Below are 26,833 nucleotides of genomic sequence, written 5' to 3' on the forward strand. Positions count from 1 at the left end.
CCCCACCCGAGACCCCCGGCACCCCCGAGACCCCCGGCGCCCCCGGCACCTTCGAGGGCACCGCGCACCCCACGCTGCGCGAGATGCGCTGGTGGGACATCGACCCCGTGCTGGAGCTGGAACGCGAGCTGTTCCCCGAGGACGCCTGGTCGCGCGGCATGTTCTGGTCCGAACTGGCCCACTCGCGCGGCCCGGAGGCGACCCGCCGCTACTACGTCGCCGTCACCGGGGACCGCATCGTCGGCTACGCGGGCCTCGCCGCACTGGGCGACCAGGGCGACGTACAGACCATCGCGGTCGCCCGCGACCAGTGGGGCACCGGACTCGGCGGCCGGCTGCTGACCGGACTGCTGCGGGCCGCCACCGCGTTCGAGTGCGGCGAGGTCCTGCTCGAATGCCGTGTCGACAACGCGCGCGCACAGAAGCTGTACGAGCGCTTCGGCTTCGAGGCCATCGGCTTCCGACGCGGCTACTACCAGCCCGGCAACGTGGACGCCGTCGTCATGCGCCTGCCGGATCCGGCGGCCGCCGTCCCCGTCGGCCAACCACCGGAGCCACTGCCCGAACCCGAATCCGAACCCGGACGCGAACCCGGCCCCGGACCCGTATCAGGACCAGTACAAGGAACCGACCCCCATGGCTGACTCAGCTGCCGCCCGACGCGACGAGCCCCTCGTCCTCGGCATCGAGACCTCCTGCGACGAGACCGGTGTCGGCATCGTGCGCGGCACCACGCTGCTCGCGGACGCCGTCGCCTCCAGCGTCGACGAGCACGCCCGCTTCGGCGGCGTGGTTCCCGAGGTCGCCTCCCGCGCCCATCTGGAGGCCATGGTCCCGACCATCCAGCGGGCCCTGAAGGAGGCCGGGGTCACCGCCCGCGACCTCGACGGCATCGCCGTCACCGCCGGTCCCGGACTCGCCGGGGCGCTGCTGGTCGGCGTCTCGGCGGCGAAGGCGTACGCCTACGCGCTGGGCAAGCCGCTGTACGGCGTCAACCACCTCGCCTCGCACATCTGTGTGGACCAGTTGGAGCACGGCCCGCTGCCCGAGCCGACGGTGGCGCTGCTGGTCTCCGGCGGCCACTCCTCGCTCCTGCTCTCCTCGGACATCACCTCCGACGTACGGCCGATGGGCGCCACCATCGACGACGCGGCGGGCGAGGCGTTCGACAAGGTCGCCCGGGTGCTGAACCTCGGCTTCCCCGGCGGCCCCGTCATCGACCGGTACGCGCGCGAGGGCGACCCGGCGGCCATCGCGTTCCCGCGCGGACTGACCGGCCCCCGCGACGCCCCGTACGACTTCTCCTTCTCCGGCCTCAAGACGGCCGTGGCCCGTTGGATCGAGGCGAAGCGGGCGGCGGGCGAGGAGGTGCCGGTGCGGGACGTGGCGGCCTCCTTCCAGGAGGCGGTGGTGGACGTGCTCACCCGCAAGGCCGTACGGGTCTGCAAGGACGAGGGCGTCGACCACCTGATGATCGGCGGCGGTGTCGCCGCCAACTCCCGGCTGCGTGCGCTGGCGCAGGAGCGGTGCGAGGCGGCCGGCATCCGGCTGCGCGTGCCCCGGCCCAAGCTGTGCACGGACAACGGGGCGATGGTCGCCGCGCTGGGCGCGGAGATGGTGGCCCGCAACCGTGCCGCGTCCGCGTGGGACCTGTCGGCGGACTCGTCGCTGCCGGTGACACAGTCGCACGTGCCCGGCCCCGCGCACGGTGAGGCTCACGGCCACCACCAGGGACACGACCACGTGCACGAGGTGAGCAAGGAGAACCTGTACTCGTGAGGTTGAGGTTCGTGACGTGGGACTCGTGACGGAGGGACTCGTGACGGAGGCGCTCATGACGGAGGGGCTCATGACCGTGAGGGAGGGCCGGCACGCGTGACCGTCGCGCTGATGTGGGAGGCCCGGGCGGTGGCCGGGCGGGGCGAGGAGCTGCTCGCCTGGACGGGGGAGCAGGAGCTGACCCCCGCCCCGCTGCGCCGCGAGACCTTCCGCGCCCCGCAGGACAGGGTCCTCGTCATCACCTGGTGGGACGCCCCCTACGACGACCCCGGCCTGCCCGAACTCCCGGAGCCGGGCGGGGAGTTGGTGACCCGGCCGGTGCACCGTTGGCGGTTCGAACAGGTGTGACGGGGGCGCCTTGCGTCCCTATGGCGCCGGGTGCCCCAGCAGCATCACCGGCGCTCCCTGCCGCCGCGTCAGGAAGACCGTGACCGCCGCGCGGCCGTACGGCTTCGGCAGCACCTTGCGCCGCAGTTCCTCCGGCTCGACGGCCGAGCCCCGCTTCTTGACGGTCAGGACGCCGACCTCGCGTTCGCGCAGCAGGGCCTTCAACCGCTTGACGTTGAAGGGCAGCTGGTCGGTGATCTCGTAGCGGGTCGCGTACGGGGTGGGCAGGGGCGCGTCGGCGGTGACGTACGCGATCGTCGCGTCGATGAGCCCGCCGCCGACCTCCTCGGCCACCTCGGCCACCAGATGCGCCCGGACGACGGCGCCGTCGGGCTCGTACAGGTAGCGGCCCAGGGGGCGGACCGGCGGGTCGGGGAGGCCGCGGCCGCGCAGGGTGTGCCCGTCCGGCAGCAGCGTGGACCGTACGAGGCCGGGCTCGGTGCCGAACCACAGCACCGCCTCCTTGACGTCCCCGCCGTCGGAGATCCACTCCGCCTCGGCCTCGTCCGGCACCGCCTCGTGGGGGATGCCGGGCGCGACCTTGAGCGCGGCGTGCGGGGCGCTGCGGGCGGCGGTGAGGGCCCAGGAGAGCGGGGGCGAGTAGGCCTCCGGGTCGAACACCCGGCCGCGTCCGCCGCGCCGCGCGGGATCCACGAAGACCGCGTCGTACCCGGACGTGTCGACCTCGGTGACGTCCGCCTCGCGCACCTCGATCAGCCCGTCGAGACCGAGCGCCTCGGCGTTCGCCCGGGCCACCGTCGCGGTGAGCGGGTCCCGGTCCACCGCCAGGACCCGGATGCCGGCACGGGCGAGCGCGAGGGCGTCGCCGCCGATGCCGCAGCACAGGTCGGCGACCGAGGTGACGCCGAGCGCGCGCAGCCGCCGGGCGCGGTACTCCGCCACCGTGGTGCGCGTCGACTGCTCGACCCCGTTCGCGGTGAAGAACATCCGTTCGGCGTCGGCGGCCGGGAACTTCGCCGCCGCCCGCTGCCGCAGCCGGGCCTGGGCGAGGGCGGCCGACACCAGCTCGGCGGGGTGCGTGCGGCGCAGCCGGGTGGCGACGGCGAGTTCCCGCGCCGGGTCGGTGCCGCGCACCTCGTCGAGGAGGGCGTGGCCCTCGGCGGTGAGCAGGGCGGCGAAGGAGGCGTCGTTCACCTGATCATTGTGGGTCAGGGCGAGAGGGGGCGGGGCGCCGCGGGCCGACGAGAACCGGTGCGGGCCGCTGAGGGCCGGTGCGGGCCGCTGGGGGGCCGCTGTGGGCCGGTCGGTGGATGGCGCGCGGCCGGTCGGTGGACGGTGCGCGACCGGTCGCGGTGTCGGGCGGGCGCGGGAGCGGGTGGCTGCGAGGATCCGGCGCCATGCGACTCGTACGACAAAACGATGAATCCCGGGCAAAGGGTGCGACGCATGTGCGGCGGGCGCGCGGGGTCGCGCCGGCGGTGGCGCGCGGAAGCCTCGCGCTGCTCGCGGTGGCCGCGCTCGCCTCCGGATGCTCCGCACCACCTGCCGCGTCGACCGGCGCGCACGGCGCACAGAACGCCCAGGGCGCGCATGGCGGCGGCAAGCGGAAGCTCCAGGCGCCCCCGGCACGCGCCCTGGACTCGTACGCCACCAAGCTGCGCGCCGCGCACACCGCACGGGTCGCGGCGGCGAAGCGCTGGGGCCTGAAGGGCACGCCCCTCCCGGCACCCCCGCCCCCCGCGAAGAAGCCGGTCATCACCACGCGCGAGGGCTTCGAGGTGGAGGACGGCGACGACCTGCCGCCGGTCTTCACCACCGTCCCCACCAGGGACAAGGTCGTCTTCCTCACCATCGACGACGGAGCCGAGAAGGACCCCGAGTTCCTGAGGATGATGAGCGAGCTGAGGGTGCCGTACACGGCGTTCCTCACCAACTACCTGGTCAAGGACGACTACGGCTACTTCCGCACGATGCGGGAGCTGGGCGCGGGCGTCGACAACCACACCCTGCACCACCCCTACCTGCCGGGGCTGTCGTACAAGGAGCAGCGGCACGAGATCTGTGCCATGCAGGACATCATGCGCGAGCAGTTCGGCAGACGCCCGCGGATGATGCGCCCGCCCTACGGCAACTACAACCGGGACACCCTGGTCGCGGCGAAGTCCTGCGGCGTCGAGTACGCGCCGATCTGGGACGAGGAGGTCTACGTCGACCACTGGGAGTACCGCGAGGACGACCGCAGCCTGCACCCCGGGGACATCGTCCTCACCCACTTCCGCGGCAAGGACGAGTGGGACGGCACGATGGTCGACGACATGCGCCGCTTCCTGAACAAGGTCACGGCGGAGGGGTACGCGGTGGCCCGCCTGGAGGACTACCTGCGGTGAGACGGCCGCGCGCCCGGCCGGCGGCCGCCGCAGGTACCTGGCGGCGCCCGGAATCCGGCACGGCCGGCGTCCGGAACGCGGCACGGCGGGCCCCCGGAAACCGGTACGGCCGGCCTCCGGATTCCGACACAGCCACACGGCGAACTGGCACTCCGCTTGACCGAGTGCTAATCGCGGTCATAGTCTCGGCTCTGGCACTCCCCACCGGAGAGTGCCAACGACGCGACGGGCAGGTCCGGCACCCGCGACGACGGATCCACCTGGTCGCCACCTCAGACAGTTAACCCCGTGAGATCTCCGAAGGGGGAGGTCGGATCGTGACGACCACCAGCTCCAAGGTTGCCATCAAGCCGCTCGAGGACCGCATTGTGGTCCAGCCGCTGGACGCCGAGCAGACCACGGCTTCTGGCCTGGTCATCCCGGACACTGCCAAGGAGAAGCCCCAGGAGGGCGTCGTCCTGGCCGTGGGCCCGGGCCGCTTCGAGGACGGCAACCGCCTTCCGCTCGACGTCAAGGTCGGCGACGTCGTGCTCTACAGCAAGTACGGCGGCACCGAGGTGAAGTACAACAACGAGGAGTACCTCGTCCTCTCGGCCCGCGACGTGCTCGCGATCATCGAGAAGTAAGCAATTCACCTCAGCATTCCTGCTGTGAGCTGCGCCCCTGGCCCCCCGCGACCTACCGGTAGCCGGGCGTCCGGGGCGCAGTGCCTTTTTCACCCAGAATTCGAAAGAGGGCTCACGCTCCCATGGCGAAGATCCTGAAGTTCGACGAGGACGCCCGTCGCGCCCTCGAGCGCGGCGTCAACAAGCTTGCCGACACGGTGAAGGTGACGATCGGCCCCAAGGGCCGCAACGTCGTCATCGACAAGAAGTTCGGCGCCCCCACCATCACCAACGACGGTGTCACCATCGCCCGCGAGGTCGAGGTCGAGGACCCGTACGAGAACCTCGGTGCCCAGCTGGTGAAGGAGGTGGCGACCAAGACCAACGACATCGCGGGTGACGGTACGACCACCGCCACCGTGCTGGCCCAGGCGCTGGTCCGCGAGGGCCTGCGCAACGTCGCCGCCGGTGCCTCCCCGGCCGCCCTGAAGAAGGGCATCGACGCCGCGGTCAAGGCCGTCTCCGAGGAGCTGCTCGCCACCGCGCGGCCGATCGAGGAGAAGTCCGACATCGCCGCCGTCGCCGGGCTGTCCGCCCAGGACAGCCAGGTCGGCGAGCTCATCGCCGAGGCGATGGACAAGGTCGGCAAGGACGGTGTCATCACCGTCGAGGAGTCCAACACCTTCGGTCTGGAGCTGGACTTCACCGAGGGCATGGCCTTCGACAAGGGCTACCTGTCGCCGTACTTCGTGACGGACCAGGAGCGCATGGAGGCCGTCCTCGACGACCCGTACATCCTCATCCACCAGGGCAAGATCTCCTCCATCGCGGACATGCTGCCGCTGCTCGAGAAGATCATCCAGACCAACTCCTCGAAGCCGCTGCTGATCATCGCGGAGGACGTCGAGGGCGAGGCCCTGTCGACGCTGGTCGTCAACAAGATCCGCGGCACGTTCAACGCCGTCGCGGTGAAGGCCCCCGGCTTCGGCGACCGCCGCAAGGCGATGCTCGGCGACATGGCCACCCTCACCGGTGCCACCGTCATCGCCGAGGAGGTCGGCCTCAAGCTCGACCAGGTCGGCCTGGACGTGCTCGGCACCGCCCGCCGGGTAACGATCACCAAGGACGACACCACGCTCGTGGACGGCGGCGGCAACAGCGCCGACGTCCAGGGCCGCGTCGCCCAGATCAAGGCCGAGATCGAGACCACGGACTCCGACTGGGACCGCGAGAAGCTCCAGGAGCGCCTCGCGAAGCTGGCCGGCGGCGTGTGCGTGATCAAGGTCGGCGCCGCCACCGAGGTGGAGCTGAAGGAGAAGAAGCACCGTCTGGAGGACGCCATCTCCGCGACCCGCGCCGCGGTCGAGGAGGGCATCGTCTCCGGTGGTGGCTCCGCGCTCGTCCACGCCGTGAAGGTCCTGGAGGGCAACCTCGGCAAGACCGGTGACGAGGCCACCGGTGTCGCCGTCGTCCGCCGCGCCGCCGTCGAGCCGCTGCGCTGGATCGCCGAGAACGCCGGCCTCGAGGGCTACGTCATCACCTCCAAGGTGGCCGAGCTCGACAAGGGTCAGGGCTTCAACGCCGCCACCGGCGAGTACGGCGACCTGGTCAAGGCCGGCGTCATCGACCCGGTCAAGGTCACCCGCTCCGCCCTGGAGAACGCCGCGTCCATCGCCTCCCTCCTCCTGACGACCGAGACCCTCGTCGTCGAGAAGAAGGAAGAGGAAGAGCCGGCCGCCGCGGGCCACAGCCACGGGCACTCGCACTGAAGTCCGGTTCGCTGAGCACCGGCTCGACGAGCCTCGGCTCTCCGAGCACCGGCCGCTGAGCGAGCGGGCCACAGTCCCCGCACCCTGTTCATGGGGTGGCGGGGACTGTGTCGTCTTTGGGGGTGTGGCGGCGAGGCGCCTTCGGGATGCGGCGGCGAGTCGACCCCGGGGTGCGGGAGGCCCGATTGTCAGTGGCGTGCGCCATGCTGCGAGGGCAGGCGACGACAGGGGAGGGGCCAGCATGCGCACACCCGTGACCGGTGAGGTTCACGTCCACTACAGCCAGCTCTACGTCGAGAGTGATCCCGGGGAGTTGTCCCCGGGCTTCCACGAGGTGTTCGCGGGTCAGACGGGGGGTCTCTGCGGTGCCGCCGTCCCCGGCACTCTCTTTCTGCTCACAGGCCTGCACACCGGCCACGTCGGCTTCACCGTCGAGATCCACGACGAGGCCCCGGCGTTGGACCCTGCTTGGGAGGACGTCGTGGAAGTCTCCTTCCGCCCGGCTTCCGAGCGCACTCTTCTCGTGCAGTGGGCGGGTGAGGGCTCCTGGCCCCTGGACCTGCCCGAGACGGACCACCGGGTGCGTTACTGCGCCCGGGGGATGGACGCCGGACGTGACCTGGACACGAGGGTGGGCGAGGAACCGCAGGTGGACAGCTACCTCCTGCAGTTCTGGCCCGCGCCGCCCGCCCCCGACCGCGTGGTGCGACAGACCTCGGCCGTCGCCGAGTACTGGCACGAGTTCGCCCGGGAACTTCCCCCGCCCCCCACCCCCGAGGAACGCGCCGAAACCGAACGTCGGGCCCGCGAGGCGAAGGAACGGGCCTACGAGGAGTGGCGGTTGCACAGGGAGGCGTGGGAGTGGGGCGGCCGGCTGCCGAGCGAGAGACTGCGCGCGGTGGGCGGGAACGTGCTCGGCCTGCTGCGTTTCGACCCCGACCTGGTGCACGCACTGGGTGCCGCCACCGCCGGGACTCAGCGCGCGGTGGCACTCCTCGCCGCCCGCCGGGCCTGCGAAGAGGCGGGCCTGACGGCCGTTCCGTGGGTCAGCGACGCCCTCACCGCGGCGGCCGAAGGGACCCCACTGCCCTCGCCGTTCGACGATCACACCCTGCTGAGCGAGACCCTTCGCTCCGACCCGCGCGTCCCCGACCGGTCGGTACTGGGGGCCGTACCGCCCGAGCGCTCACCGTACGAACCGCCGGCACCGCCGGCCCCACTCGTGCGGAGGCCGGCCCGCGCGGAGGAACCGGACGCCTCGGAGGAACCGGGCGTCGCTCTCCCGGACGGTGCGCCGACGCGACGGCAGGGACTCGGCAAGTACCTGGGGAGCCTGGAACCCTCCCGGACGCCGGACGGCCCCGCGCCCACATCACGGACGGTATTGCCGTCGTCGGGAACGCTGACTCCGGGTCCACCGAGAGCCATGTGGGCCGTGCTGCCCGCCTCGGTGGTGGTGGAGTCCCCGTCCTCCGACCGCCCCCGTGGCCGCATCTCGCAACCGCACTTCGCCCTCCCCGCCGTACCGGCCGCCGCCGACCCCGATCCGTTGCGTGCCGCTCTGGACGCGGTGTACGCGGCGACCGAGACGTACGGCGAGCGCTACCCGGAGCTGTTGGCGGAGATACGCGCGGCCTGCGCAGCGGAGGACGAGCCGGGGGAGCGACCGTTGGGCGACGACGCCCCGTAGGCCTCTGAAACGGGCCGGAACAGATCCCCTCTCCCGGAACAGCCCTCAGAGCAGCGCCCCCAGCGACAGCACCCGGGTGGAGAGCCGTCCCCGCAGCCGGCCCGCGTCCGGGTCGGCCTCGCCCTCGGTGAGCCAGTCCGCCGCGAGCAGCCGTTCGACGTGCGGGCCCGTCTCCTCCAGGGAAACCCCGCAGAACGTGACGGCCTCGGCCAGATCGAGGCCGTCGTCGTCGACGGCCCCGAGGCGGCCGTCGGGGCGGACGTGGCCGGCGGTGTACAGCGCCAGTAGCCGGGTCGCGGCGTCCGCCTTCTTCTTGCGCAGCTTCCGGTCGCCCACCACCTTCTGGGCCCAGCCGGACAACCGCGCGCGGCTGACCTTGCCGAAGGAGAACGGGCGGGGCGCGGTCGGCAGCAGCGTCGGGACGGTGATCTGGGCGGGATCCTCGGACCGGGCGACCAGCGCGTCGGCGACGGTGACCGTGTCGGGCAGCCGCAGCCAGTCCGAGTCGACGAGCCGCTGGAGCACCTGCTCGGCGTCGCCCTGCAGCCAGCCGGTGAAGTCCTGCCCGGTGACGTTCCCCAGGCCGGCGCGCGCGGCCCGCAGGGTGAGCATGAACACCGCCAGCCGCACCTCGGGTTCAGGATGCGGGGCATGGTCCCGGACGTGCGCCAGCACCGTACGGGCGTGCACGGCCTGGGAGCGGCTCAGCAGCCGCTCGACCGCCGGCCCGCCCTCGCCCGCGGGCACGCCCATGCGGTTCTCGTTCATCTCGCGGGCGGCCTGCGCGGCCTTCTCCGCCCGTTCGGCCTCCTCGCGCAACGTGTGGTCGCCGGTGACGTCGGCCCACAGGGCGAACGCGCGGGCCTTGCGGTCGTGGAGCCCGGCGAGGAGGGCGAGATCGGGCTCGGGACTGCGCTGGTACGCACGGAACGCGTCGCCGAGTTCGACGAGTTCCAGCCGCAGCACGTCGGGCTGAAGGTCGTACGGCACGAGCCGCTGCGCGATCTTCCCCCACTGCCTCGACCGCCGGGCCGCCCCGCGTGGCGCGCCGGTACGGGCACCGGGCACCGGGGCCGCCCGGCCCCCCGTACCGGGCTTCGGCACGGTCCGCGTCCTCGGGCCGGCAGCCCCACCGGCGTCGGAAGCCCCGCCGGTGACAGGATCCCCGGCGGCTCCGAGACCCCCGACGGCGACGGAAGCCGGAGCCGGAACCGGCGGCACGCCGCCCCCCGGACCCCCCGACCCCGCGGACGACGCTCCGCGGTCGGAGAAGACAGCCACCACCGACTCCGGCCCTCGCCCCGGCCCCCGTGCGTCCGCACCCGCCGCAGGCGGGGCCGAACGTGCCGGGGGCGACGCGGCCGTGTCCAGCACCCGGCATCCCTGGGTGGCCGCCGCGCAGCGCGCGCACACCTCCGCGATCCGCCACAGCCGCCCCGCACGGTCCGCGAACACCGTCAGAACCACGGACCCCCCGCAGCGCCCCCCGCCCGACGCCGGCCGGGTCCCCGCGCGCCGCCCGGTGAGGATCTCGGGCGAGTGCCAGGCGCAGTCGGCGGCCCGGCATCCGCACCAGGCCTCTGCACGCGGCCCGCCCCCCGTACGGATACCGGCGAGATGCGCGTTGACGTGCGCGACCGCGGCCCTGCGCCCCTCGGGCGCGCCGGGCAGCCGCTGATCGCCGCAGCCCGGGCAGGAGCAACTGAGCCGGACCGCGCCCGAGGACGGACCGCCGAACGGGTCCAGCCGCACCGTCCACACCCGCCCCGGCACCCGCTCCCGCGGCGTGCCGGCCTCCGCCGCCGCACCGACCGTCCGCCCCGTGTCGGAGCCGCCGACGAACGCCCCGTCCCGGCCACCGGTGTCCGCGTTCACGCGATGCCGCCCTCTCCCCTTGCACGTCGTCCACGACTTCACGTCCGCCGTGGTCACGAGGACGCTACGCCGCACGAACGCACAACAGGGGGGTCGCCCAGCGGCAGATCACACGTTCGGGTGACACACCCGCTGACGACGAGGCCGACGCCGTAGGCCGCCCCGGACGTCAGCCGCTGGGCCGTCGACCGGCTGCGCTGCGGTACACAGGGGTGGCCGGCCGAGTGACACCGTCCCACCGCACAGAACCGCTGACCGGCGAGGGCCGGATCGTGGTGCGGGACGACTTCCTCGGCATACCCGACCACCCCTGCACGAAGGCCCGTCGGCCCCTGCACGAAGGCCCGACCACCCCTGCACGGAGGCCCGTCGGCCCCTGCGCGGCCTGGCCGTGCGCACGGTCGACCTCGTGGCCCGGCCGAACGGGGGCGTGGGGTCCCCGGCCATGTCGAGGACCGCCTCCGCGAACTCACCGCTGGAGCCCACCGCCAGGGACTGACGGGACTGACGGGACTGACGGGACCTCCGGTCGTCCCGGGGCGGCCCCGGCTACTGCGGCCCGTACTTGCGCCCCGTCCGGGCGGTGAACGTGCCGAGCAGCGGGCGCGGGGTCAGCTTGGCCAGGCCCATGAGCGTCTTGTAGCGGGGGTCGGGGATGGACAGCGACTTGCCTCGGGCCAGGTCCGCCAGTCCCGTCTCGACCACCTTGTCCGCGTCGAGCCACATCCAGCCGGGGATGTTGCCCGTGCCCATCCCGGCCCGCTGGTGGAACTCGGTACGGGTGAAGCCGGGGCACAGCGCCATCAGCCGTACGCCGCTGCCGGCGAGGTCCTTCGCCGCACCCTGGGTGAACTGCACGACCCACGCCTTGGACGCCCCGTACGTACCGCGCGGGACGAACGCGGCCACGGACGCGATGTTGACGACCCCGCCCCGCCCGCGCTCCCGCATGGCGTCGGACGCGGCAGAGGTCAGCCGCAGCACGGCCTCGCAGTGCACCTTGAGCATGCGGAGCTCGTCGGCCATCGACACGTCGAGGTAGCGGCCCTTGTTGCCGAAGCCGGCGTTGTTGACCAGCAGGTCGACCGGGTGCGTACGGTCGCCCAGGCGGGCGGCGACGGCGTCGATGCCGGCGTCCGTGGCGAGGTCCGCGGTGAGCACCTCGACCTCGACGCCGTGGCGGTCGTGCAGTTCGGTCGCCTGCTCGCGCAGGCGCGCGGTGTCCCGGGCGACGAGAACGAGGCTGTGGCCGTCGGCCCCGAGCCGCCGCGCGAAGGCGGAACCGATGCCGGAGGTCGATCCCGTGATCAGAGCGGTAGTCATGCGCCAAGGCTAGGGCGTGCGGCGAAGATCCCGGCCGCTCAGCGGGCGCACGGCGCCACCTTCGCGACCGCGTCGCCTTCGCACCGCGCCCCCAGCGCCCGCACCGGCTCCGACGCTCCTGCGTTCACGCCGACGCGGCCCCGCGCAGACGCTCCAGTTCCTCGCGCACCTCGGTGTGCAGCGCCTCCCCGGCCGCCGCGAGCCGCGGCAGCAGCTCCCGTTCCGTCGTCGTCGCCCGGAACTCCATCGTCGTCGTCACCCCGTGCCCCGGCCGCCGTACGATCTCCACCGCGGCACCGGCCCGTACCGTCCCCTCCTCGACGACGCGCAGATACGCCCCCGTGAGCCCCGTCCGCGAGAAGCGCTTCACCCATCCCCGCTCGCCGAGATACCCCTGGAACGTCCGGCAGGGAATGCGTCCGCTCGACACCTCCAACAACGGTCCGTCCTCACCCCCGACCCGCCACCGCTCGCCTATCTCCGCGTGCGAGAGGTCCAGCCCCTGCGTCGTCAGGTTCTCGCCGAACTCCCCGTTGCGCAGGCGGCGTCCCAGCTCACGCTCCCACTCGTCCAGGTCTTCCCGCGCGTACGCGTACACAGCCTGGTCGTTCCCGCCGTGGTGCCGCCGGTCGCACACCGCGTCACCGGCGAGCCCGCTTCCCCCGACGCCCTTCGGCCCGGGTGCCGTCACCCGCACCGGGCCCTCCACCGGCCTCTTGTCGATGCCTGTGAGCCCCTCCGGCTGCGAGGTGTACGGCACGGCGAGAGGGCGTCCGACGTTCACGCTGAGAACCTTCATGGCCGCAGGGTAATCGTGGCACTCTCAAAGCGTCACCGCATTATTCTGCTTCCGGCCCAAGAAAGACTTATACTCGGGGCGTGATAGAAGCCCGTCATCTCCGCGTACTGCGCGCTGTGGCCACCACCGGCTCCTTCTCGGCCGCGGGGCGCCGGCTCGGCTGCACCCAGCCTGCCGTCAGCCAGCAGATGAAGGCGCTGGAGGCGTCCGTCGGCACGCCCCTCCTCGTCCGCGGCGGCCGGGAGATACGGCTGACCCAGGCCGGTGAGGCCCTCGTCCGGCATGCCTCGGGCATCCTCGCCGGGCTCACGGCCGCGGAGGAGGAGATCGCGGCCATCGCCGGACTGCGCGCAGGGCGGGTACGGCTGGTCTCCTTCCCCAGCGGCAGCTCCACGCTGGTGCCCACCGCGCTGGCCGCCCTGCGTGCCGCGCATCCAGGGACCCGGGTGTCCTTGGAGGAGGCCGAGCCGCCGCGGTCGGTCGAACTGCTGCGTGCGGGCGACTGCGACGTGGCCCTGGCGTTCCGCTACGCGGGCGCGACCGGGGCGGAGGAGTGGGACGACCTGGTCGTGCGCCCCCTGCTCACCGACCGGCTCGTCGCACTGGTGCCCGAACGCCACCGGCTGGCCGGGGCCGGCTCCGTCGCCATCGGTGACCTCGCCGCCGAGCCGTGGATCGCCGGCTGCCCCCGCTGCCGCGGACAGCTCGTCGAGGTGTGCCGCGCGGCGGGCTTCACGCCCCGGATCGACTTCGCGACCGACGACTACCCGGCCGTGGTCGGCCTGGTCGGCGCGGGCCTCGGCGTGGCCGTCCTGCCGCAGCTCGCGGTGGAGTCCGTACGTCCGAGGGGTGCGCGCACGGTGACCCTGGAACCCGAGGTGCGGCGTGAGGTCGTCGCCCTCACTCTGCCGGACCTGGCCCAGGTCCCGGCGGTCACGGCCACGTTGCGGGAGCTGTCCCGCGCGGCCGGTCCCCGGCGGGATTCCACCGCGGCGATCTGAGGGGGCTCGTGCGTGAAACATGCCGGTGAGGGGCGCGCGCACGCGTGCCCGGGCGGTAAAGCGTCGGAAACGTAAGTGGTCGGCAACCTTTGATTCGGCAACGCATCGCATCACACCGCGGGGAATCGGCACGCGGCGATTCGAAACGCGGTGAACCGAAACGCCGACGTATCGGAAGAAACGTTCCTTCAGTTGTTCGAAAGGCCCGAGTGCGAAACACCGGAGTGAGCGGCGCCGGAGTGCGGAGCGCCTGAGTGAGAAGCGCCCGAGTGAGCGGCGCCGTTGTGCGAGCCGTGATGTGAGCCGTGGTGTGAGACGTGGCCTTCGCCGCGTGCCGAGGCCGGTGTCGTCGCCGGCACCAGTCGGTTGCGCGCCCGCCCCATGAGCTCCTCGCGCTCGTCCTCCGTCAGTCCACCCCATACGCCGTACGGCTCGCGTACCGCCAGCGCGTGAGCCGCGCACTCGGCGCGCACGGGGCACCTCATGCACACCTCCTTGGCCGAGTTCTCGCGGGCGCTCCGTGCCGCACCCCGTTCTCCCTCGGGGTGGAAGAAGAGCGAGCTGTCGACCCCGCGGCAGGCCGCGAGGAGCTGCCAGTCCCACAGATCCGCGTTCGGACCGGGAAGGCGGGAGAAATCTGCCATTGCGTGTCCCCTCGTTGCCGTTCTGAGCGGATGCGTGCTCATGACCGTCCGCACCGTCAGCACCACATGGATGTCTGCGATAACGACGTACCACGATCTAAGGAGATGAAAATATGACTCATTGAGAATCTAGCCCCAGACACCAGCAAACGGGAAGAAAAACGGCCGAATGGGGCACGCCCTGTGAGGAAAGTTCGCGGGTCCGCCCCGCATGTCTGCACCGTGTCCGCGCCCTCACGTACAGTGCCGAAGGCGGCTCGCTGCACCGTAACTCTTTCGAGTGACCATCGTTGAGAGTGCGGATGGCGGTTGAAGGAACACGCGCTCGGGCAGGTGCATCCACTGCCCACGAGCGTCGACCGCACCGGTGACGATTCGTACCAGCCTGGAGGCTCAAGGTGACGCGCATCAGCTGCGGAGGGCGGCCATGACATCCGTCCTCGTCTGCGACGACTCCCCGCTTGCCCGAGAGGCGCTCCGCCGCGCGGTCGCGACCGTGCCCGGCGTCGAGCGCGTGACGACCGCGGCCAACGGCGAGGAAGTCCTCCGCCGCTGGGGAGCGGACCGTTCGGATTTGATTCTGATGGACGTACGCATGCCCGGCCTGGGCGGCGTCGAGACCGTGCGTCGGCTGCTGTCGGCGGACCCCGGTGCGCGCATCATCATGCTCACCGTCGCCGAGGACCTGGACGGCGTGGCCCTCGCCGTCGCCGCCGGCGCCCGCGGCTATCTGCACAAGGACGCCTCCCGCGCCGAACTGCGGGCCACCGTCACCCAGGCCCTGGCCGACCCCACCTGGCGGCTCGCCCCCCGCCGGCTGCGCTCCGCCGAGATGGGCGCCGCGCCCACGCTCACTGCGCGCGAGATCCAGGTCCTGGAGGGCATGAGCCACGGCCGTTCCAACGCCGAGATCGGCCGCGAGCTGTTCCTCTCCGAGGACACGGTCAAGACCCATGCCCGGCGGCTGTTCAAGAAACTCGGCGCCTCGGACCGCGCCCACGCGGTGGCCCTGGGCTTCCGCTGGGGCCTGGTCCGCTAGGTGGACGACCGCGGGGGCACGGGAAACCCCGCCTACCGGCAGGTGGGCGGGGGTGGCACGGGGGTGCGCCGGGCACCCGCCGCCGGTTTCGCCGCGGATGCCGCATCCTTGAGGTGTGGAGTTCCTCGGGGACGAGTCTGTCGAGCGGGAGGGGAGGGCGCAGGACATGGCTTCCGGCGCACCTGCTCATAACGCTTCGGTGCACAAGTACGGGCACGGTGTCACGGAGCCCGCGGCGCCAAGGCACCATGGACCGATGCGCGACGACGAGACGACGGTGATCGGTGCACTCGTCCACCGCGCCGTCGACGGCGACGAGCAGGCCACGCACGACCTGCTCGCCCGCGTCCATCCGCTGGCCCTGCGCTACTGCCGCACCCGGCTCTCGCGTCTGCCCGGGGACGCCCGCCATTTCGTCGAGGACCTCGCCCAGGAGGTCTGCGTCGCCGTCCTGCTCGCGCTGCCGCGCTACAAGGACACCGGGCGCCCGTTCGAGGCGTTCGTCTTCGCCATCGCCGCGCACAAGGTCGCGGACCTGCAGCGGGCGGCCATGCGTCACCCCGGCTCCACCGCCGTCCCGTCCGACGAGATGCCGGAACGCGCGGACGACTCGCTCGGTCCGGAGGAACGCGCCCTGCTCAGCAGCGATGCCGCCTGGGCCAAGAAACTTCTCGCCAACCTCCCCGAGAATCAGCGGGAGCTGCTCCTGCTGCGCATCGCGGTGGGCCTGACCGCCGAGGAGACCGGACAGATGCTCGGCATGTCCCCGGGCGCGGTCCGGGTCGCCCAGCACCGCGCGCTGAGCCGGCTGCGGGCGCTGGCGGAGCAGTAGCCGTCACCTGCCCGCGCGGAGCAGTGGCCGTCACCGGCCCGCGGCTTCCGCCGTGATGCCCCCCACACCACGGACCCGCCGCTTCGGTGAACGCGCAGGTCACCGGCCGCGTACGGAGATATGAACGTACGACGGCGTGAACGTGCGACAGCATGAACGTACGAAGCGGGCCGGTCGCCCCTTCCGTGGAATGAGGCGACCGTGCTTCCCGTTAGCATGGACATCCGCACCGAGCAAGGCCATATGGGGAAGGTGTCATGACTGCCAACGTCGACGGAGTGCCCGAGAAATTCGCGACACTCGGGCTGACCTACGACGACGTGCTGCTGCTGCCGGGCCCGTCGGACATGGCTCCCGACGAGATCGACACCGCCTCGTACGTCTCCAAGAACGTGCGGGTCAACATCCCGCTGCTGTCCGCCGCCATGGACAAGGTGACCGAGTCCCGCATGGCGATCGCGATGGCCCGCCAGGGCGGCGTCGGCGTGCTGCACCGCAACCTGTCCATCGAGGACCAGGCCAACCAGGTCGACCTGGTCAAGCGGTCCGAGTCCGGCATGGTGGCCGATCCGATCACCATCCACCCGGACGCCACCCTCGCCGAGGCCGACGCGCTGTGCGCCAAGTTCCGCATCAGCGGTGTGCCGGTCACCGACGGCGCGGGCAAGCTGCTCGGCATCGTCACCAACCGCGACATGGCCTTCGAGAACGACCGCTCCCGCCGGGTGAGCGAGGTCATGACGCCGATGCCGCTGGTCACCGGCAAGGTCGGCATCTCCGGTGTGGACGCCATGGAGCTGCTGCGCCGCCACAAGATCGAGAAGCTGCCGCTCGTCGACGACCACGGTGTTCTCAAGGGCCTCATCACCGTCAAGGACTTCGTCAAGGCCGAGAAGTACCCCCACGCCGCCAAGGACGCCCGGGGGCGCCTGCTGGTCGGAGCCGCGGTCGGCGTCGCCGGTGACGCCTTCGAGCGCGCCCAGGCGTTGATCGAGGCGGGCGTCGACTTCATCGTCGTCGACACCGCGCACGGCCACTCCCGGCTCGTGGGCGACATGGTCGCCAAGATCAAGTCGAACTCCCACGTGGATGTCATCGGCGGCAACATCGCCACCCGTGACGCCGCCCAGGCGCTCATCGACTCCGGAGTGGACGGCATCAAGGTCGGCGTCGGCCCCGGCTCCATCTGCACGACGCGGGTCGTCGCCGGCATCGGCGTCCCCCAGGTGACGGCCATCTACGAGGCGTCGCTCGCCGCCAAGGAGGCCGGGGTCCCGGTCATCGGCGACGGCGGACTGCAGTACTCCGGCGACATCGCCAAGGCCCTGGTCGCGGGCGCCGACACGGTGATGCTGGGCTCGTTGCTCGCGGGCTGCGAGGAGTCGCCGGGCGAGCTGATGTTCATCAACGGCAAGCAGTTCAAGTCGTACCGCGGCATGGGGTCGCTCGGTGCCATGCAGACCCGCGGCGACCGCAAGTCGTTCTCCAAGGACCGCTACTTCCAGGAGGGCGTCGCCTCCGACGAGCAGCTCGTCCCCGAGGGCATCGAGGGCCAGGTGCCCTACCGGGGCCCTCTCTCCTCGGTCGTCCACCAGCTCGTCGGCGGCCTGCGCCAGTCGATGTTCTACGTCGGCGGCCGCACGGTCCCCGAGCTCCAGAGCAACGGCAAGTTCGTCCGGATCACCTCGGCGGGTCTGAAGGAGTCCCACCCGCACGACATCCAGATGACGGTCGAGGCGCCCAACTACAGCCGGCAGTGAGCCCGCGCGCGGGCTCCGCGCGTGTGTGAGACGGCCGAAGGGCGGTCCCGGAAGCTCCGGGGCCGCCCTTGCGCGTACCTGCGCGGGGACGCCGGTGCACCCGTCGGGGATACTGGAAGGCGCTGCAACGCATCAGGGAAAGGCCACAGACGTGACTGAGATCGAGATCGGGCGCGGCAAGCGCGGCCGCCGGGCGTACGCCTTCGACGACATCGCCGTCGTCCCCAGCCGCCGTACGCGGGACCCGAAGGAGGTCTCGATAGCCTGGCAGATCGACGCCTACCGGTTCGAGCTGCCGTTCCTGGCCGCCCCCATGGACTCGGTCGTCTCCCCGGCCACCGCGATCCGGATCGGTGAGCTCGGCGGCCTCGGCGTGCTGAACCTCGAGGGTCTGTGGACGCGGTACGAGGACCCGCAGCCCCTCCTCGACGAGATCGTCGAGCTGCCCGCGGAGAGCGCCAGCCGCCGGCTGCAGGAGATCTACCGGGCGCCCATCAAGGAAGAGCTGATCGGGCAGCGCATCAAGGAGGTGCGCGACTCCGGCGTCGTCACGGCGGCGGCACTGTCCCCGCAGCGCACGGCCCAGTTCTCCAAGGCGGTCGTCGACGCGGGCGTGGACATCTTCGTCATCCGCGGGACGACGGTCTCAGCCGAACACGTGTCCGGTTCCCACGAGCCGCTCAACCTGAAGCAGTTCATCTACGAGCTCGACGTCCCGGTGATCGTCGGTGGCTGCGCCACCTACACCGCGGCCCTGCACCTGATGCGGACGGGTGCGGCGGGCGTCCTGGTCGGTTTCGGCGGCGGCGCCGCGCACACCACGCGCAATGTGCTCGGCATCCAGGTCCCGATGGCCACGGCCGTCGCGGACGTGGCGGCGGCCCGCCGCGACTACATGGACGAGTCCGGCGGCCGGTACGTCCACGTGATCGCTGACGGCGGTGTCGGCTGGTCCGGTGACCTGCCCAAGGCGATCGCGTGCGGCGCCGACTCCGTGATGATGGGTTCCCCGCTCGCCCGCGCGACGGACGCGCCGGGCCGCGGCCACCACTGGGGCATGGAGGCGGTCAACGAGGAGCTGCCGCGCGGCCAGAAGGTCGACCTCGGCACGGTCGGCACCATAGAGGAGGTCCTCACCGGCCCCTCGCGCATCCCGGACGGCTCCATGAACATCTTCGGCGCCCTGCGCCGTGCCATGGCCACGACCGGCTACAGCGAGCTCAAGGAGTTCCAGCGCGTCGAGGTGACGGTGGCGGACTCGCAGCACAAGCGGTGACACCGCGCCGCGCCTGAGCGCGGAAAGGGGCCCGGCCGTCCGAGAGGGGCGGCCGGGCCCCTTTCGCATGCCCAACTGCGGTGCTGGGAGCACGTTTTCGCAGAAGGGGGCGTGCGGTGGTTCGCGGTGAAAACGGGCGGTACGGCGCCGCCGGGACGGTAGCGTCCGTTTCCGGCGCCCCAGTTGTCTGGGTCGCCCTCTTCCAAGGACATCGTTCCGGACCCCGGCCGTCGGGGCCCGGCCCGAGTTCGCACGTGCTGTCCACCGGGTCTCTGGGCAGCGTCGTGGAAGGGGGCGCCCATGGGACGTCACCGCAGGCCCACCCGCTGGGACCGGATCCGTCCTCGGACGGTGCAGTGCCGGAGGAGGTGGATCTTGCGGATTTTTGGATGGTGAGCGGCCACCCCTACGACGATTAGGGGTGGACACTCCGTGAACCATCTTGGAGCCTGCCTCAGTGCCCACTGGGGCGGGCTCCGGCGATCCCACGGTAGCGGCGGTATCGCCCGTGTGCCACCAGCTCCGGAAGCTCGCCGTTCACCCGCGCGCCCCCTTCACAACCGATGTGCCGCCCCTGTGGGTGCCGCCCCGCGCGTGTCGAGGAGAAGCTGGGCCTTGACCGACAGGCCCTGGAGGTCGTACGTGCGGTGCTGCTGGAGCAGGATCGTCAGGTCGGCGTCGGCGACCGCCTCGTAGAGCGAGTCCGCGCGCGGCACGGGGCGGCCGAGCACGTTCCAGGAGTGCACCAGCGGGTCGTGGTAGCTCACGGAGGCGCCGAGCTCCGTCAGCCGTACGGCGATCTCGTGCGCCGGTGCGCCCTCCAGGTCGGCGACGTCCGGCTTGTAGGTGACGCCCAGCAGCAGCACGCGTGCGGCCCGCGCGGACTTGCCGTGTTCGTTGAGGAGCGCGGCGGCGCGCTGGACGACGTACTGCGGCATGTCGTCGTTGACCTGCTGGGCGAGCTCCACCATGCGCAGCGTGCGGCCGGCGGCGACGGCTCCGTGGGGGCCGGTCAGGTCGTCGAGCGGGACGGCGTGGCCGCCGACGCCGGGGCCGGGGCGGAACGCCTGGAAGCCGAACGGCTTGGTCTCCGCGCAGCGCACGACGTCCCACAGGTCGACGCCGAGTTCGTGGCAGAGCACGGCCATCTCGTTGACGAGCGCGATGTTGACGTGCCGGTAGTTGGTCTCCAGAAGTTGCACGGTCTCCGCCTCGCGCGGGCCGCGCGCGCGTACCACCTTGTCGGTGAGGCGGCCGTAGAACGCGGCGGCCGACTCGGTGCAGGCGGGGGTGAGCCCGCCGATCACCTTGGGGGTGTTGGCGGGGGTGAAGCCGCGGTTGCCGGGGTCGACGCGGCTCGGCGAGTACGCGAGGTGGAAGTCGCGGCCGGCCCGCAGTCCGGACCCCTCCTCCAGCAGCGGGCGCAGGAATTCCTCCGTGGTCCCCGGGTACACGGCCGACTCCAGGATCACCGTGGTGTGCGGGCGCAGCCGGGCCGCGAGGGCGCGGGCGGCGGCCTCCACCTGTCCGAGGTCGAGCGCGCCGTCGTCGCCGCGCGGAGTGGGAGGGCAGATGACGGCGGTGCGGACGCGGCCGAGCTCGGCGGGGCCCGAGGTGACGCGGAAGCCGCTCGCGCGCATCCGGCGCAGTTCCGCGGCGGTGAGGGAGCCGGCGTCCGGCCCCGTGCGGTATCCGACGGTGGGAATACCGGCTGTCACAGCGGCCTGGGCCAGGGGCATGCCCAGGTGACCGAGTCCGATGACGGCGAGATCTGCGGGCATGGGGTGGGCCGTCCTTCCCAATAACCGGAGCGGGGCAGGCGCGCAAGCCCAGTGGACAGAATGAGCGAGCGCAATGTCAGACTAGGAGTAAATATGACCGAATTGCTGGATTGGTTCGGCGCGTCTTCATGAGTGTTCCGGTGGGCGCGGGCGTGCTCGGGCGCCGCGCGGGCGGCTTCCGGTGTGCGCGGGTGGCCCGGCGCGCGCGGTTGTCCACAGGCTGAGGGCGGCTGGTGGCCGATGTCCGGCAAGACGGTCAGAATTGCGGGCACGGGGGTTGTGAGCCGGGACTCGCCGGACGGGTGAGGCCGACGCGACGAACAGCGGGAGGCAGCGGTGAGGACAGCGGCACTGGGTCCGGCGCAGCGCGCCGAGGCACTGGCGGGAATGGCCGAGCGCGAGCTGGACGTGCTGGTCGTGGGAGCGGGCGTGGTCGGCGCGGGCACGGCCCTGGACGCTGCAACCCGCGGCCTGTCCACGGGACTGGTCGAGGCCCGTGACTGGGCGTCCGGCACCTCCAGCCGGTCCAGCAAGCTCATCCACGGCGGACTGCGCTATCTGGAGATGCTCGACTTCGCACTGGTGCGCGAGGCGCTGAAGGAGCGTGGACTGCTGCTCGAACGCCTCGCCCCCCACCTGGTCAAACCGGTCCCGTTCCTCTACCCCCTTCAGCACAAGGGCTGGGAGCGGCTGTACGCGGGCTCGGGCGTCGCACTCTACGACGCCATGTCGATGGCCCGGAGCCATGGCCGCGGCCTGCCCGGACACCGTCACCTGACCCGCCGCCATGCCCTGCGCGTGGCTCCCTGCCTGAAGAAGGACGCCCTGGTCGGCGCGTTGCAGTATTACGACGCGCAGATGGACGACGCCCGTTACGTCGCCACCCTGGTGCGCACCGCCGCCTCCTACGGCGCCCGGGTCGCCAACCGCGCGCGCGTCACCGGGTTCCTGCGCGAGGGCGAGCGTGTCGTCGGCGCCCGCGTGCAGGACGTCGAGGGCGGCGGGGAGTACGAGGTGCGCGCCAAGCAGGTCGTCAACGCGACCGGGGTGTGGACCGACGACACCCAGGCGATGGTCGGCGAGCGCGGCCAGTTCCACGTGCGGGCCTCCAAGGGTATCCATCTGGTCGTGCCCAAGGACCGCATCCACTCCACCACCGGGCTCATCCTGCGCACCGAGAAGTCCGTCCTGTTCGTGATCCCCTGGGGGCGGCACTGGATCGTCGGCACCACCGACACCGACTGGGACCTGGACAAGGCCCACCCGGCGGCCTCCAGCGCCGACATCGACTACCTGCTCGAACACGTCAACTCCGTGCTCGCGGTGCCCCTCACCCGGGACGACGTCCAGGGCGTGTACGCGGGGCTGCGCCCACTGCTCGCCGGGGAGTCGGACGCCACCAGCAAACTCTCCCGCGAGCACACGGTCGCCCACCCGGTGCCGGGTCTCGTGGTCGTCGCGGGCGGCAAGTACACGACGTACCGGGTCATGGCCAAGGACGCGGTGGACGAGGCGGTGCACGGCCTGGACCAGCGGGTCGCGGACTGCGTCACCGAGGACGTTCCGCTGCTCGGTGCCGAGGGCTACCGGGCGCTGTGGAACACGCGGGCGCGCACCGCCGCGCGGACCGGCCTGCACGTGGTGCGGCTCGAACACCTGCTGAACCGTTACGGCTCACTCACCCAGGAGGTCCTCGACCTGATCGTGGAGGACCCCTCGCTCGGCGCGCCGCTCCCGGGCGCCGACGACTACCTGCGCGCCGAGGTCGTCTACGCCGCCTCGCACGAGGGCGCCCGGCACCTGGACGACGTCCTGACCCGGCGCACCCGCATCTCCATCGAGACCTTCGACCGCGGGACGCGCAGCGCCCGGGAGGCCGCGCGTCTGATGGCGCCGGTACTGGGCTGGGACGAGGACCGGATCGAGCGCGAGGTCCAGCACTACGAGAAGCGCGTCGAGGCCGAGCGCGAGTCGCAGCGCCAGCCGGACGACCTGACGGCCGACGCGGCACGGCTGGGTGCGCCGGACATCGTGCCGCTGTAGCCGGCGGTCTCGCTGGTTCCCCGCTTCTCCGTCTCCCGGCCTGGCCGCTTCGCCGTTTCCCCGCTGCGCTGTTTCACTCGAACGGGTGGCCCGAGGTGGGATCTCCGTTCGGAACCCGGTCGTTCTACGGGGTGCGGGCGCAGAACCCGGCCGACAGCAGGTCCCGCTCGAGGCCGGAGTCGGCGAACGCGTCCGTGTTCACACGGTAGGTGAGTACACGGCGACCGTCGACGGTGGCCGCGGTGCGCACGTAGCTGCCCGGTATCCGGCCGGAGTGTCCCCACACGGTCGTCCCGCACGGAAGGGTCACCGGATAAATGCCCGCGCCGTACACGCCTTGTGCGGCACGGGTGTCGAGCATCTCGTGCAGCCAGTGCGGGGGCAGCAGTTCACCGCCGAGCAGGGCCGCGTAGAAGCGGCCGAGGTCGGCGAGTGTGGTCACCAGCTCACCCGCCGCGCCGGCCACGCGCGGGTCGAGCGCGGTGACGTCGGACCCGTCGGCGGCGTAGGCCCGGCCGTGCGGGGAGGGAAGAGTGGTGCGGGAGCCCGGGAAGGAGGTGCCCGTCAGACGCAGGGGGGTGAGGATGCGGCGCTCGGCCTCGGCCGCGTACGAGTGCCCGGTCACCTGCCGCACGACCATGCCGAGCAGTACGTAGTTGGTGTTGGAGTACGAGTAGCGGCCCGGCGCCGCGGGGGAGTGGGTGAGAGCGAGACGCACGGCCTCGCGCGGGGGCAGGGGTACCCGGCCCCTGGTGTCCGCGGTGAAGTCGGCCAGGCCGCTGGTCTGCGTGAGCAGGGAACGCAGGGTGAGGGCGTTGCCGTCGTTGCCGTGTCCGTGCACCAGCCCGGGCAGATGGTCCTCGACGGAGTCCGACAGCGACAGACGGTGCTCGGCGGCGAGTTGGAGGACGACGGTGGCCAGGAAGGTCTTGGTGACGTTGCCGGCCCGGAAGTGGTCGGAGAGACGGAGACCGCCCCCGCCTCCGTTTCCCGCCCTGCCTCCGTGTCCGCCCTCGGCCCTGGCACCGCCGTCCCTGGCGTCGGCATCGCCGTCGGTGTCCTCCTCGGCCGCGGTGGGCGTCGAGTCGTCTTCCGCGTGGGCGAAGTGAGAACCCGTCGGGCCCTGAGTGAGGAGCGCGCCGGCGGGAACTCCCGTACGAGAGACCAGAATCGACAGGACGGTGTCCGTCGCCGGCCTTCCCCGAACCCCGGGGACGGTCGGTGCCGCGGGGTCGTGGGGGGCGAGCGCGAGCAGGGGGAGGCTCATGGCCACGGCCACCAGGGAGTGGCGGACCCGGCGAAGCGGCATCGGCGTCCTCGTTTCGTCACCGCACATCATGGAGGGAGGCAGGTCGTCCGTGTGCGCCAGGTGGTGGGAGCGCGCCCGCTCCGGGCGGAGGTCCGGCCGTGGGCGCCGCGCGCCCGGGCCGGGCCGTCGTACGGGCACCCTGGGCGTGGGACGGTCCGTGGGTGAGGGACAATGAAGGCTCTGTCAGGGCGGGTTGCATGAGGGGACGCATGTCGGAGGCGGAGCGGGCGGGGTCATCCCGTCAGGACAAGAGCGGACGTCTCCTCGCCGGGCGGTACCGGCTGGGAGGGGTCCTCGGCCGCGGCGGCATGGGCACGGTGTGGCGGGCCGAGGACGAAACCCTCGGCCGCACGGTCGCCGTCAAGGAGCTGCGGTTCCCGTCGAGCATCGACGAGGAGGAGAAACGCCGGCTGATCACGCGCACGCTGCGCGAGGCGAAGGCGATCGCGCGGATCCGCAACACGGGTGCGGTGACGGTCTTCGACGTCGTGCAGGAGGACGACCGGCCCTGGATCGTCATGGAGTTGATCGAGGGCAAGTCCCTGGCCGAGGCCATCCGCGAGGACGGCGTGCTCGAGCCCAGGCGCGCCGCCGAGGTGGGGCTCGCCGTCCTGGACGTGCTGAGGGCCGCGCACAGCGAGGGCATCCTGCACCGTGACGTGAAGCCGTCCAACGTGCTGATCAGCGACGACGGCCGAGTGGTGCTGACCGACTTCGGTATCGCCCAGGTCGAGGGCGACCCGTCCATCACCTCGACCGGCATGCTCGTCGGTGCCCCCTCCTACATCTCCCCGGAGCGGGCGCGCGGGCACAAGCCGGGGCCGGCGGCCGACCTGTGGTCGCTCGGCGGGCTGATCTACGCGTCGGTGGAGGGCGTACCGCCGTACGACAAGGGCTCGGCGATCGCCACCCTGACCGCGGTCATGACGGAACCTGTCGAGGAACCCAAGAACGCGGGCCCGCTGCGCGGCGTCATCTTCGGGCTGCTCGCCAAGGACCCCGAGCAGCGGCTGGACGACGCGGGTGCCCGGGCGATGCTCAACGAGGTGATCAACGCCGCCGATCCCAAGGACTCCGGTCCGGAACCGGTGGACGCCACCCGGGTGGTCGCGCTGCCGCCGGTGCCCGAGGAAGGTGCGGGCACCACCGGCAGGCGGGGCGAGGAGGCGGGCGACAAGCTGCGCGGGGCGCTGCGTTCCGTGCGCAAGGCCGCGGGTGCCGCGACCGCTTCGGTGACCGCCCGCTCCAAGCGGGGCGGTGCGGAGGCGCCCGCCAAGAGCGCGGCCACGCCCGTCACGGAGAAGGAACCGGGCACCACGGGGGCCGGCAGGGCAGCCGCCGGAGCATCGGCCGCCGCGGGGGCGGCGGTGACGTCGGATGCCGCGGGCACCTCCGGGACACCGGCCGCTGCCTCGTCCTCCTCTCCGTCGTCCTCCCCTTCCTCGGCCTCTTCTTCCGGCTCTTCGCCCTCCTCGGCCTCGGCCTCTTCCTCGGTTCCGTCCTCGGCCTCGTCTTCTTCCGCTGCCTCTGCGGGAGCGGCGTCGGAGAAGACCGCGGTTGTCGCGTCGAACTCCGGTACGGCGAAAACCGGTTCGGGTTGGCCCGTGGTGCCGGAGCCGGACCGGCCGCGGCGGCCCGCGTCGCCGCCCCGGGCGCCGCTCACCGATGTGGTGCCGAAGCGGGCGCTGGTGGTCGCCGCCGTGGTCGTGGTGCTCGCCGTGCTCGGCACGGTGTTCGCGCTGACGCTGGGTGACGACGGCAAGGGCGACAAGGGCACCGACAGCAAGGCGGACCCGTCCCGGACGGCGAGCAGCGGCGGCTCCGGCAAGAGCGGCAGCAACAGCGGCAGCGGCGGCAAGGGCAGCGGCTCCGGCAGCGACGACAGCAAGAAGAACGGCGGAGGGGCGCGGACGGACGGATCCGGGAACGGCTCCGGGGACACGGATGACAGTGACGAGGGGGACGGGTCCTCCTCCGGTTCCTCGGACTCGTCGTCGAACGGTTCCTCGGGGTCGTCCGGATCCTCCGGCGACGGCGCCAGGGCGACCACGTACAAGAGCGCGCAGGGCTTTTCCATCGGGCTGCCCAAGGGGTGGAAATACACGAAGACCGACTCGGCCGGGGCACGTTTCACCGGCCCCGACGGGCAGCGGCTGCTGATCGCCTGGACCTCCACCCCGAAGAACGACCCGGTGGCGGACTGGAAGAACCAGGAGCGCTACATGACCCGCGCGCAGTACCACCGCATCCGAATAGAGCAGGTGGGCTACCGCGGCTGGAACGCGGCCGACTGGGAGTTCACCTACTCCGACGACGGGACGATGTACCGGGTGATCGACCGGGGCTTCGTCGTCAACGACCATCAGGGCTACGCGCTGATGTACTCGGCGAAGTCGGCCGAGTGGAAGAGCGACCTGCGCAAGGACACCTGGAAGACCCTGAACAACACGTTCGAGCCCAAGTCGTGACATGACGTCATGTCGCCGCCCGAGTCGTCATCTGTCGTCACGAGGGGTGACAGGACGACCGGGTCGGCGTTACGTTCCGTACGGTTCTGCGGCGGCGAGATGTCA

The 26,833-nt window shown here is 72.0% G+C and carries 20 protein-coding genes and 1 pseudogene; 14 read left to right on the top strand and 7 right to left on the bottom strand.

Annotated elements, in window-relative coordinates; genetic code table 11:
- Positions 1 to 83: 83 nt before the first annotated feature.
- The 3 genes from rimI (at position 84) to QFZ64_RS20935 (ending at position 2,127) form a co-directional block, all read left to right on the top strand.
- Entirely contained in the window at positions 84 to 644 is a 561-nt protein-coding gene (gene rimI, locus QFZ64_RS20925) for a ribosomal protein S18-alanine N-acetyltransferase (RefSeq protein ID WP_307071790.1), read from the top strand.
- A complete protein-coding gene (tsaD, locus tag QFZ64_RS20930; protein WP_307067944.1) occupies positions 637 to 1,779 on the top strand; it encodes a tRNA (adenosine(37)-N6)-threonylcarbamoyltransferase complex transferase subunit TsaD in 1,143 nt (380 codons plus the stop codon). The genes rimI and tsaD overlap by 8 nt, the downstream gene beginning before the upstream one ends.
- Before the next feature lie 96 nt (positions 1,780 to 1,875).
- Positions 1,876 to 2,127 carry a hypothetical protein gene (locus tag QFZ64_RS20935; protein WP_307067946.1) on the top strand — a complete coding sequence of 84 codons (252 nt, stop codon included), beginning with the start codon at positions 1,876 to 1,878 and terminating at the stop codon, positions 2,125 to 2,127.
- An 18-nt stretch (positions 2,128 to 2,145) separates the two neighbouring features.
- Here the strand turns inward: QFZ64_RS20935 and QFZ64_RS20940 are convergent, their stop codons facing one another.
- Positions 2,146 to 3,321: a methyltransferase domain-containing protein gene (locus QFZ64_RS20940; protein WP_307067948.1), complete on the bottom strand. Its 1,176-nt coding sequence runs from the start codon at positions 3,319 to 3,321 to the stop codon at positions 2,146 to 2,148.
- Positions 3,322 to 3,524: 203 nt separating this feature from the next.
- Between QFZ64_RS20940 and QFZ64_RS20945 the strand changes: the two genes are divergently transcribed.
- From QFZ64_RS20945 to QFZ64_RS20960, 4 genes are all read left to right on the top strand, one after another.
- Entirely contained in the window at positions 3,525 to 4,514 is a 990-nt protein-coding gene (locus tag QFZ64_RS20945) for a polysaccharide deacetylase family protein (RefSeq protein ID WP_307067949.1), read from the top strand.
- A 317-nt stretch (positions 4,515 to 4,831) separates the two neighbouring features.
- On the top strand, positions 4,832 to 5,140 hold the full coding sequence (gene groES / locus QFZ64_RS20950) for a co-chaperone GroES (protein ID WP_067397107.1): 309 nt from the start codon (positions 4,832 to 4,834) through the stop codon (positions 5,138 to 5,140).
- Positions 5,141 to 5,262: 122 nt separating this feature from the next.
- On the top strand, positions 5,263 to 6,888 hold the full coding sequence (gene groL, locus QFZ64_RS20955; protein ID WP_307067952.1) for a chaperonin GroEL: 1,626 nt from the start codon (positions 5,263 to 5,265) through the stop codon (positions 6,886 to 6,888).
- Between the two features lie 241 nt (positions 6,889 to 7,129).
- Entirely contained in the window at positions 7,130 to 8,578 is a 1,449-nt protein-coding gene (locus QFZ64_RS20960) for a hypothetical protein (RefSeq protein WP_307067954.1), read from the top strand.
- Between the two features lie 45 nt (positions 8,579 to 8,623).
- Here QFZ64_RS20960 and QFZ64_RS20965 read toward each other — a convergent pair whose 3' ends face one another.
- The 3 genes from QFZ64_RS20965 to QFZ64_RS20975 form a co-directional block, all read right to left on the bottom strand.
- The gene (locus QFZ64_RS20965; protein WP_307067956.1) at positions 8,624 to 10,453 is read right to left on the bottom strand and encodes a hypothetical protein; all 1,830 of its coding nucleotides are present in this window, start codon (positions 10,451 to 10,453) and stop codon (positions 8,624 to 8,626) included.
- Positions 10,454 to 11,002: 549 nt separating this feature from the next.
- Positions 11,003 to 11,776 carry an SDR family oxidoreductase gene (locus tag QFZ64_RS20970; protein WP_307067959.1) on the bottom strand — a complete coding sequence of 258 codons (774 nt, stop codon included), beginning with the start codon at positions 11,774 to 11,776 and terminating at the stop codon, positions 11,003 to 11,005.
- 124 nt (positions 11,777 to 11,900) lie between these two features.
- On the bottom strand, positions 11,901 to 12,575 hold the full coding sequence (locus QFZ64_RS20975; protein WP_307067961.1) for an MOSC domain-containing protein: 675 nt from the start codon (positions 12,573 to 12,575) through the stop codon (positions 11,901 to 11,903).
- An 80-nt stretch (positions 12,576 to 12,655) separates the two neighbouring features.
- On the opposite strand from QFZ64_RS20975, the gene QFZ64_RS20980 reads away from it, so the two are divergent.
- Entirely contained in the window at positions 12,656 to 13,576 is a 921-nt protein-coding gene (locus QFZ64_RS20980) for a LysR family transcriptional regulator (protein WP_307067963.1), read from the top strand.
- 308 nt (positions 13,577 to 13,884) lie between these two features.
- Here QFZ64_RS20980 and QFZ64_RS20985 read toward each other — a convergent pair.
- Positions 13,885 to 14,220, bottom strand: a pseudogene (locus QFZ64_RS20985) (WhiB family transcriptional regulator); the annotation flags it as partial.
- 427 nt (positions 14,221 to 14,647) lie between these two features.
- On the opposite strand from QFZ64_RS20985, the gene QFZ64_RS20990 reads away from it, so the two are divergent.
- The 4 genes from QFZ64_RS20990 to QFZ64_RS21005 all read left to right on the top strand — a co-directional run bounded on the left by QFZ64_RS20990 (position 14,648) and on the right by QFZ64_RS21005 (position 19,127).
- Entirely contained in the window at positions 14,648 to 15,259 is a 612-nt protein-coding gene (locus tag QFZ64_RS20990) for a response regulator transcription factor (protein ID WP_003948568.1), read from the top strand.
- 256 nt (positions 15,260 to 15,515) lie between these two features.
- Complete coding sequence (locus tag QFZ64_RS20995) at positions 15,516 to 16,091, top strand: sigma-70 family RNA polymerase sigma factor (RefSeq protein WP_030380446.1); 576 nt, start codon at positions 15,516 to 15,518, stop codon at positions 16,089 to 16,091.
- Positions 16,092 to 16,348: 257 nt separating this feature from the next.
- Complete coding sequence (guaB, locus tag QFZ64_RS21000) at positions 16,349 to 17,851, top strand: IMP dehydrogenase (RefSeq protein WP_307067966.1); 1,503 nt, start codon at positions 16,349 to 16,351, stop codon at positions 17,849 to 17,851.
- Between the two features lie 151 nt (positions 17,852 to 18,002).
- Positions 18,003 to 19,127, top strand: a complete 1,125-nt coding sequence (locus QFZ64_RS21005; RefSeq protein ID WP_307067968.1) for a GuaB3 family IMP dehydrogenase-related protein — start codon at positions 18,003 to 18,005, stop codon at positions 19,125 to 19,127.
- 554 nt (positions 19,128 to 19,681) lie between these two features.
- Here the strand turns inward: QFZ64_RS21005 and QFZ64_RS21010 are convergent.
- Complete coding sequence (locus QFZ64_RS21010) at positions 19,682 to 20,908, bottom strand: nucleotide sugar dehydrogenase (RefSeq protein ID WP_307067970.1); 1,227 nt, start codon at positions 20,906 to 20,908, stop codon at positions 19,682 to 19,684.
- A gap of 336 nt (positions 20,909 to 21,244) precedes the next feature.
- Between QFZ64_RS21010 and QFZ64_RS21015 the strand changes: the two genes are divergently transcribed.
- Complete coding sequence (locus QFZ64_RS21015; RefSeq protein WP_307067971.1) at positions 21,245 to 22,951, top strand: glycerol-3-phosphate dehydrogenase/oxidase; 1,707 nt, start codon at positions 21,245 to 21,247, stop codon at positions 22,949 to 22,951.
- 124 nt (positions 22,952 to 23,075) lie between these two features.
- On the opposite strand, the gene QFZ64_RS21020 is transcribed toward QFZ64_RS21015, so the two are convergent.
- On the bottom strand, positions 23,076 to 24,260 hold the full coding sequence (locus QFZ64_RS21020) for a serine hydrolase (protein WP_307067973.1): 1,185 nt from the start codon (positions 24,258 to 24,260) through the stop codon (positions 23,076 to 23,078).
- A 209-nt stretch (positions 24,261 to 24,469) separates the two neighbouring features.
- Here QFZ64_RS21020 and QFZ64_RS21025 point away from each other — a divergent pair, with 209 nt between their 5' ends.
- Complete coding sequence (locus QFZ64_RS21025; protein ID WP_307067976.1) at positions 24,470 to 26,728, top strand: serine/threonine-protein kinase; 2,259 nt, start codon at positions 24,470 to 24,472, stop codon at positions 26,726 to 26,728.
- The last annotated feature ends 105 nt before the right edge of the window (positions 26,729 to 26,833 follow it).

The organism is Streptomyces sp. B3I8 (genome assembly GCF_030816915.1).
GTDB lineage: Bacteria > Actinomycetota > Actinomycetes > Streptomycetales > Streptomycetaceae > Streptomyces.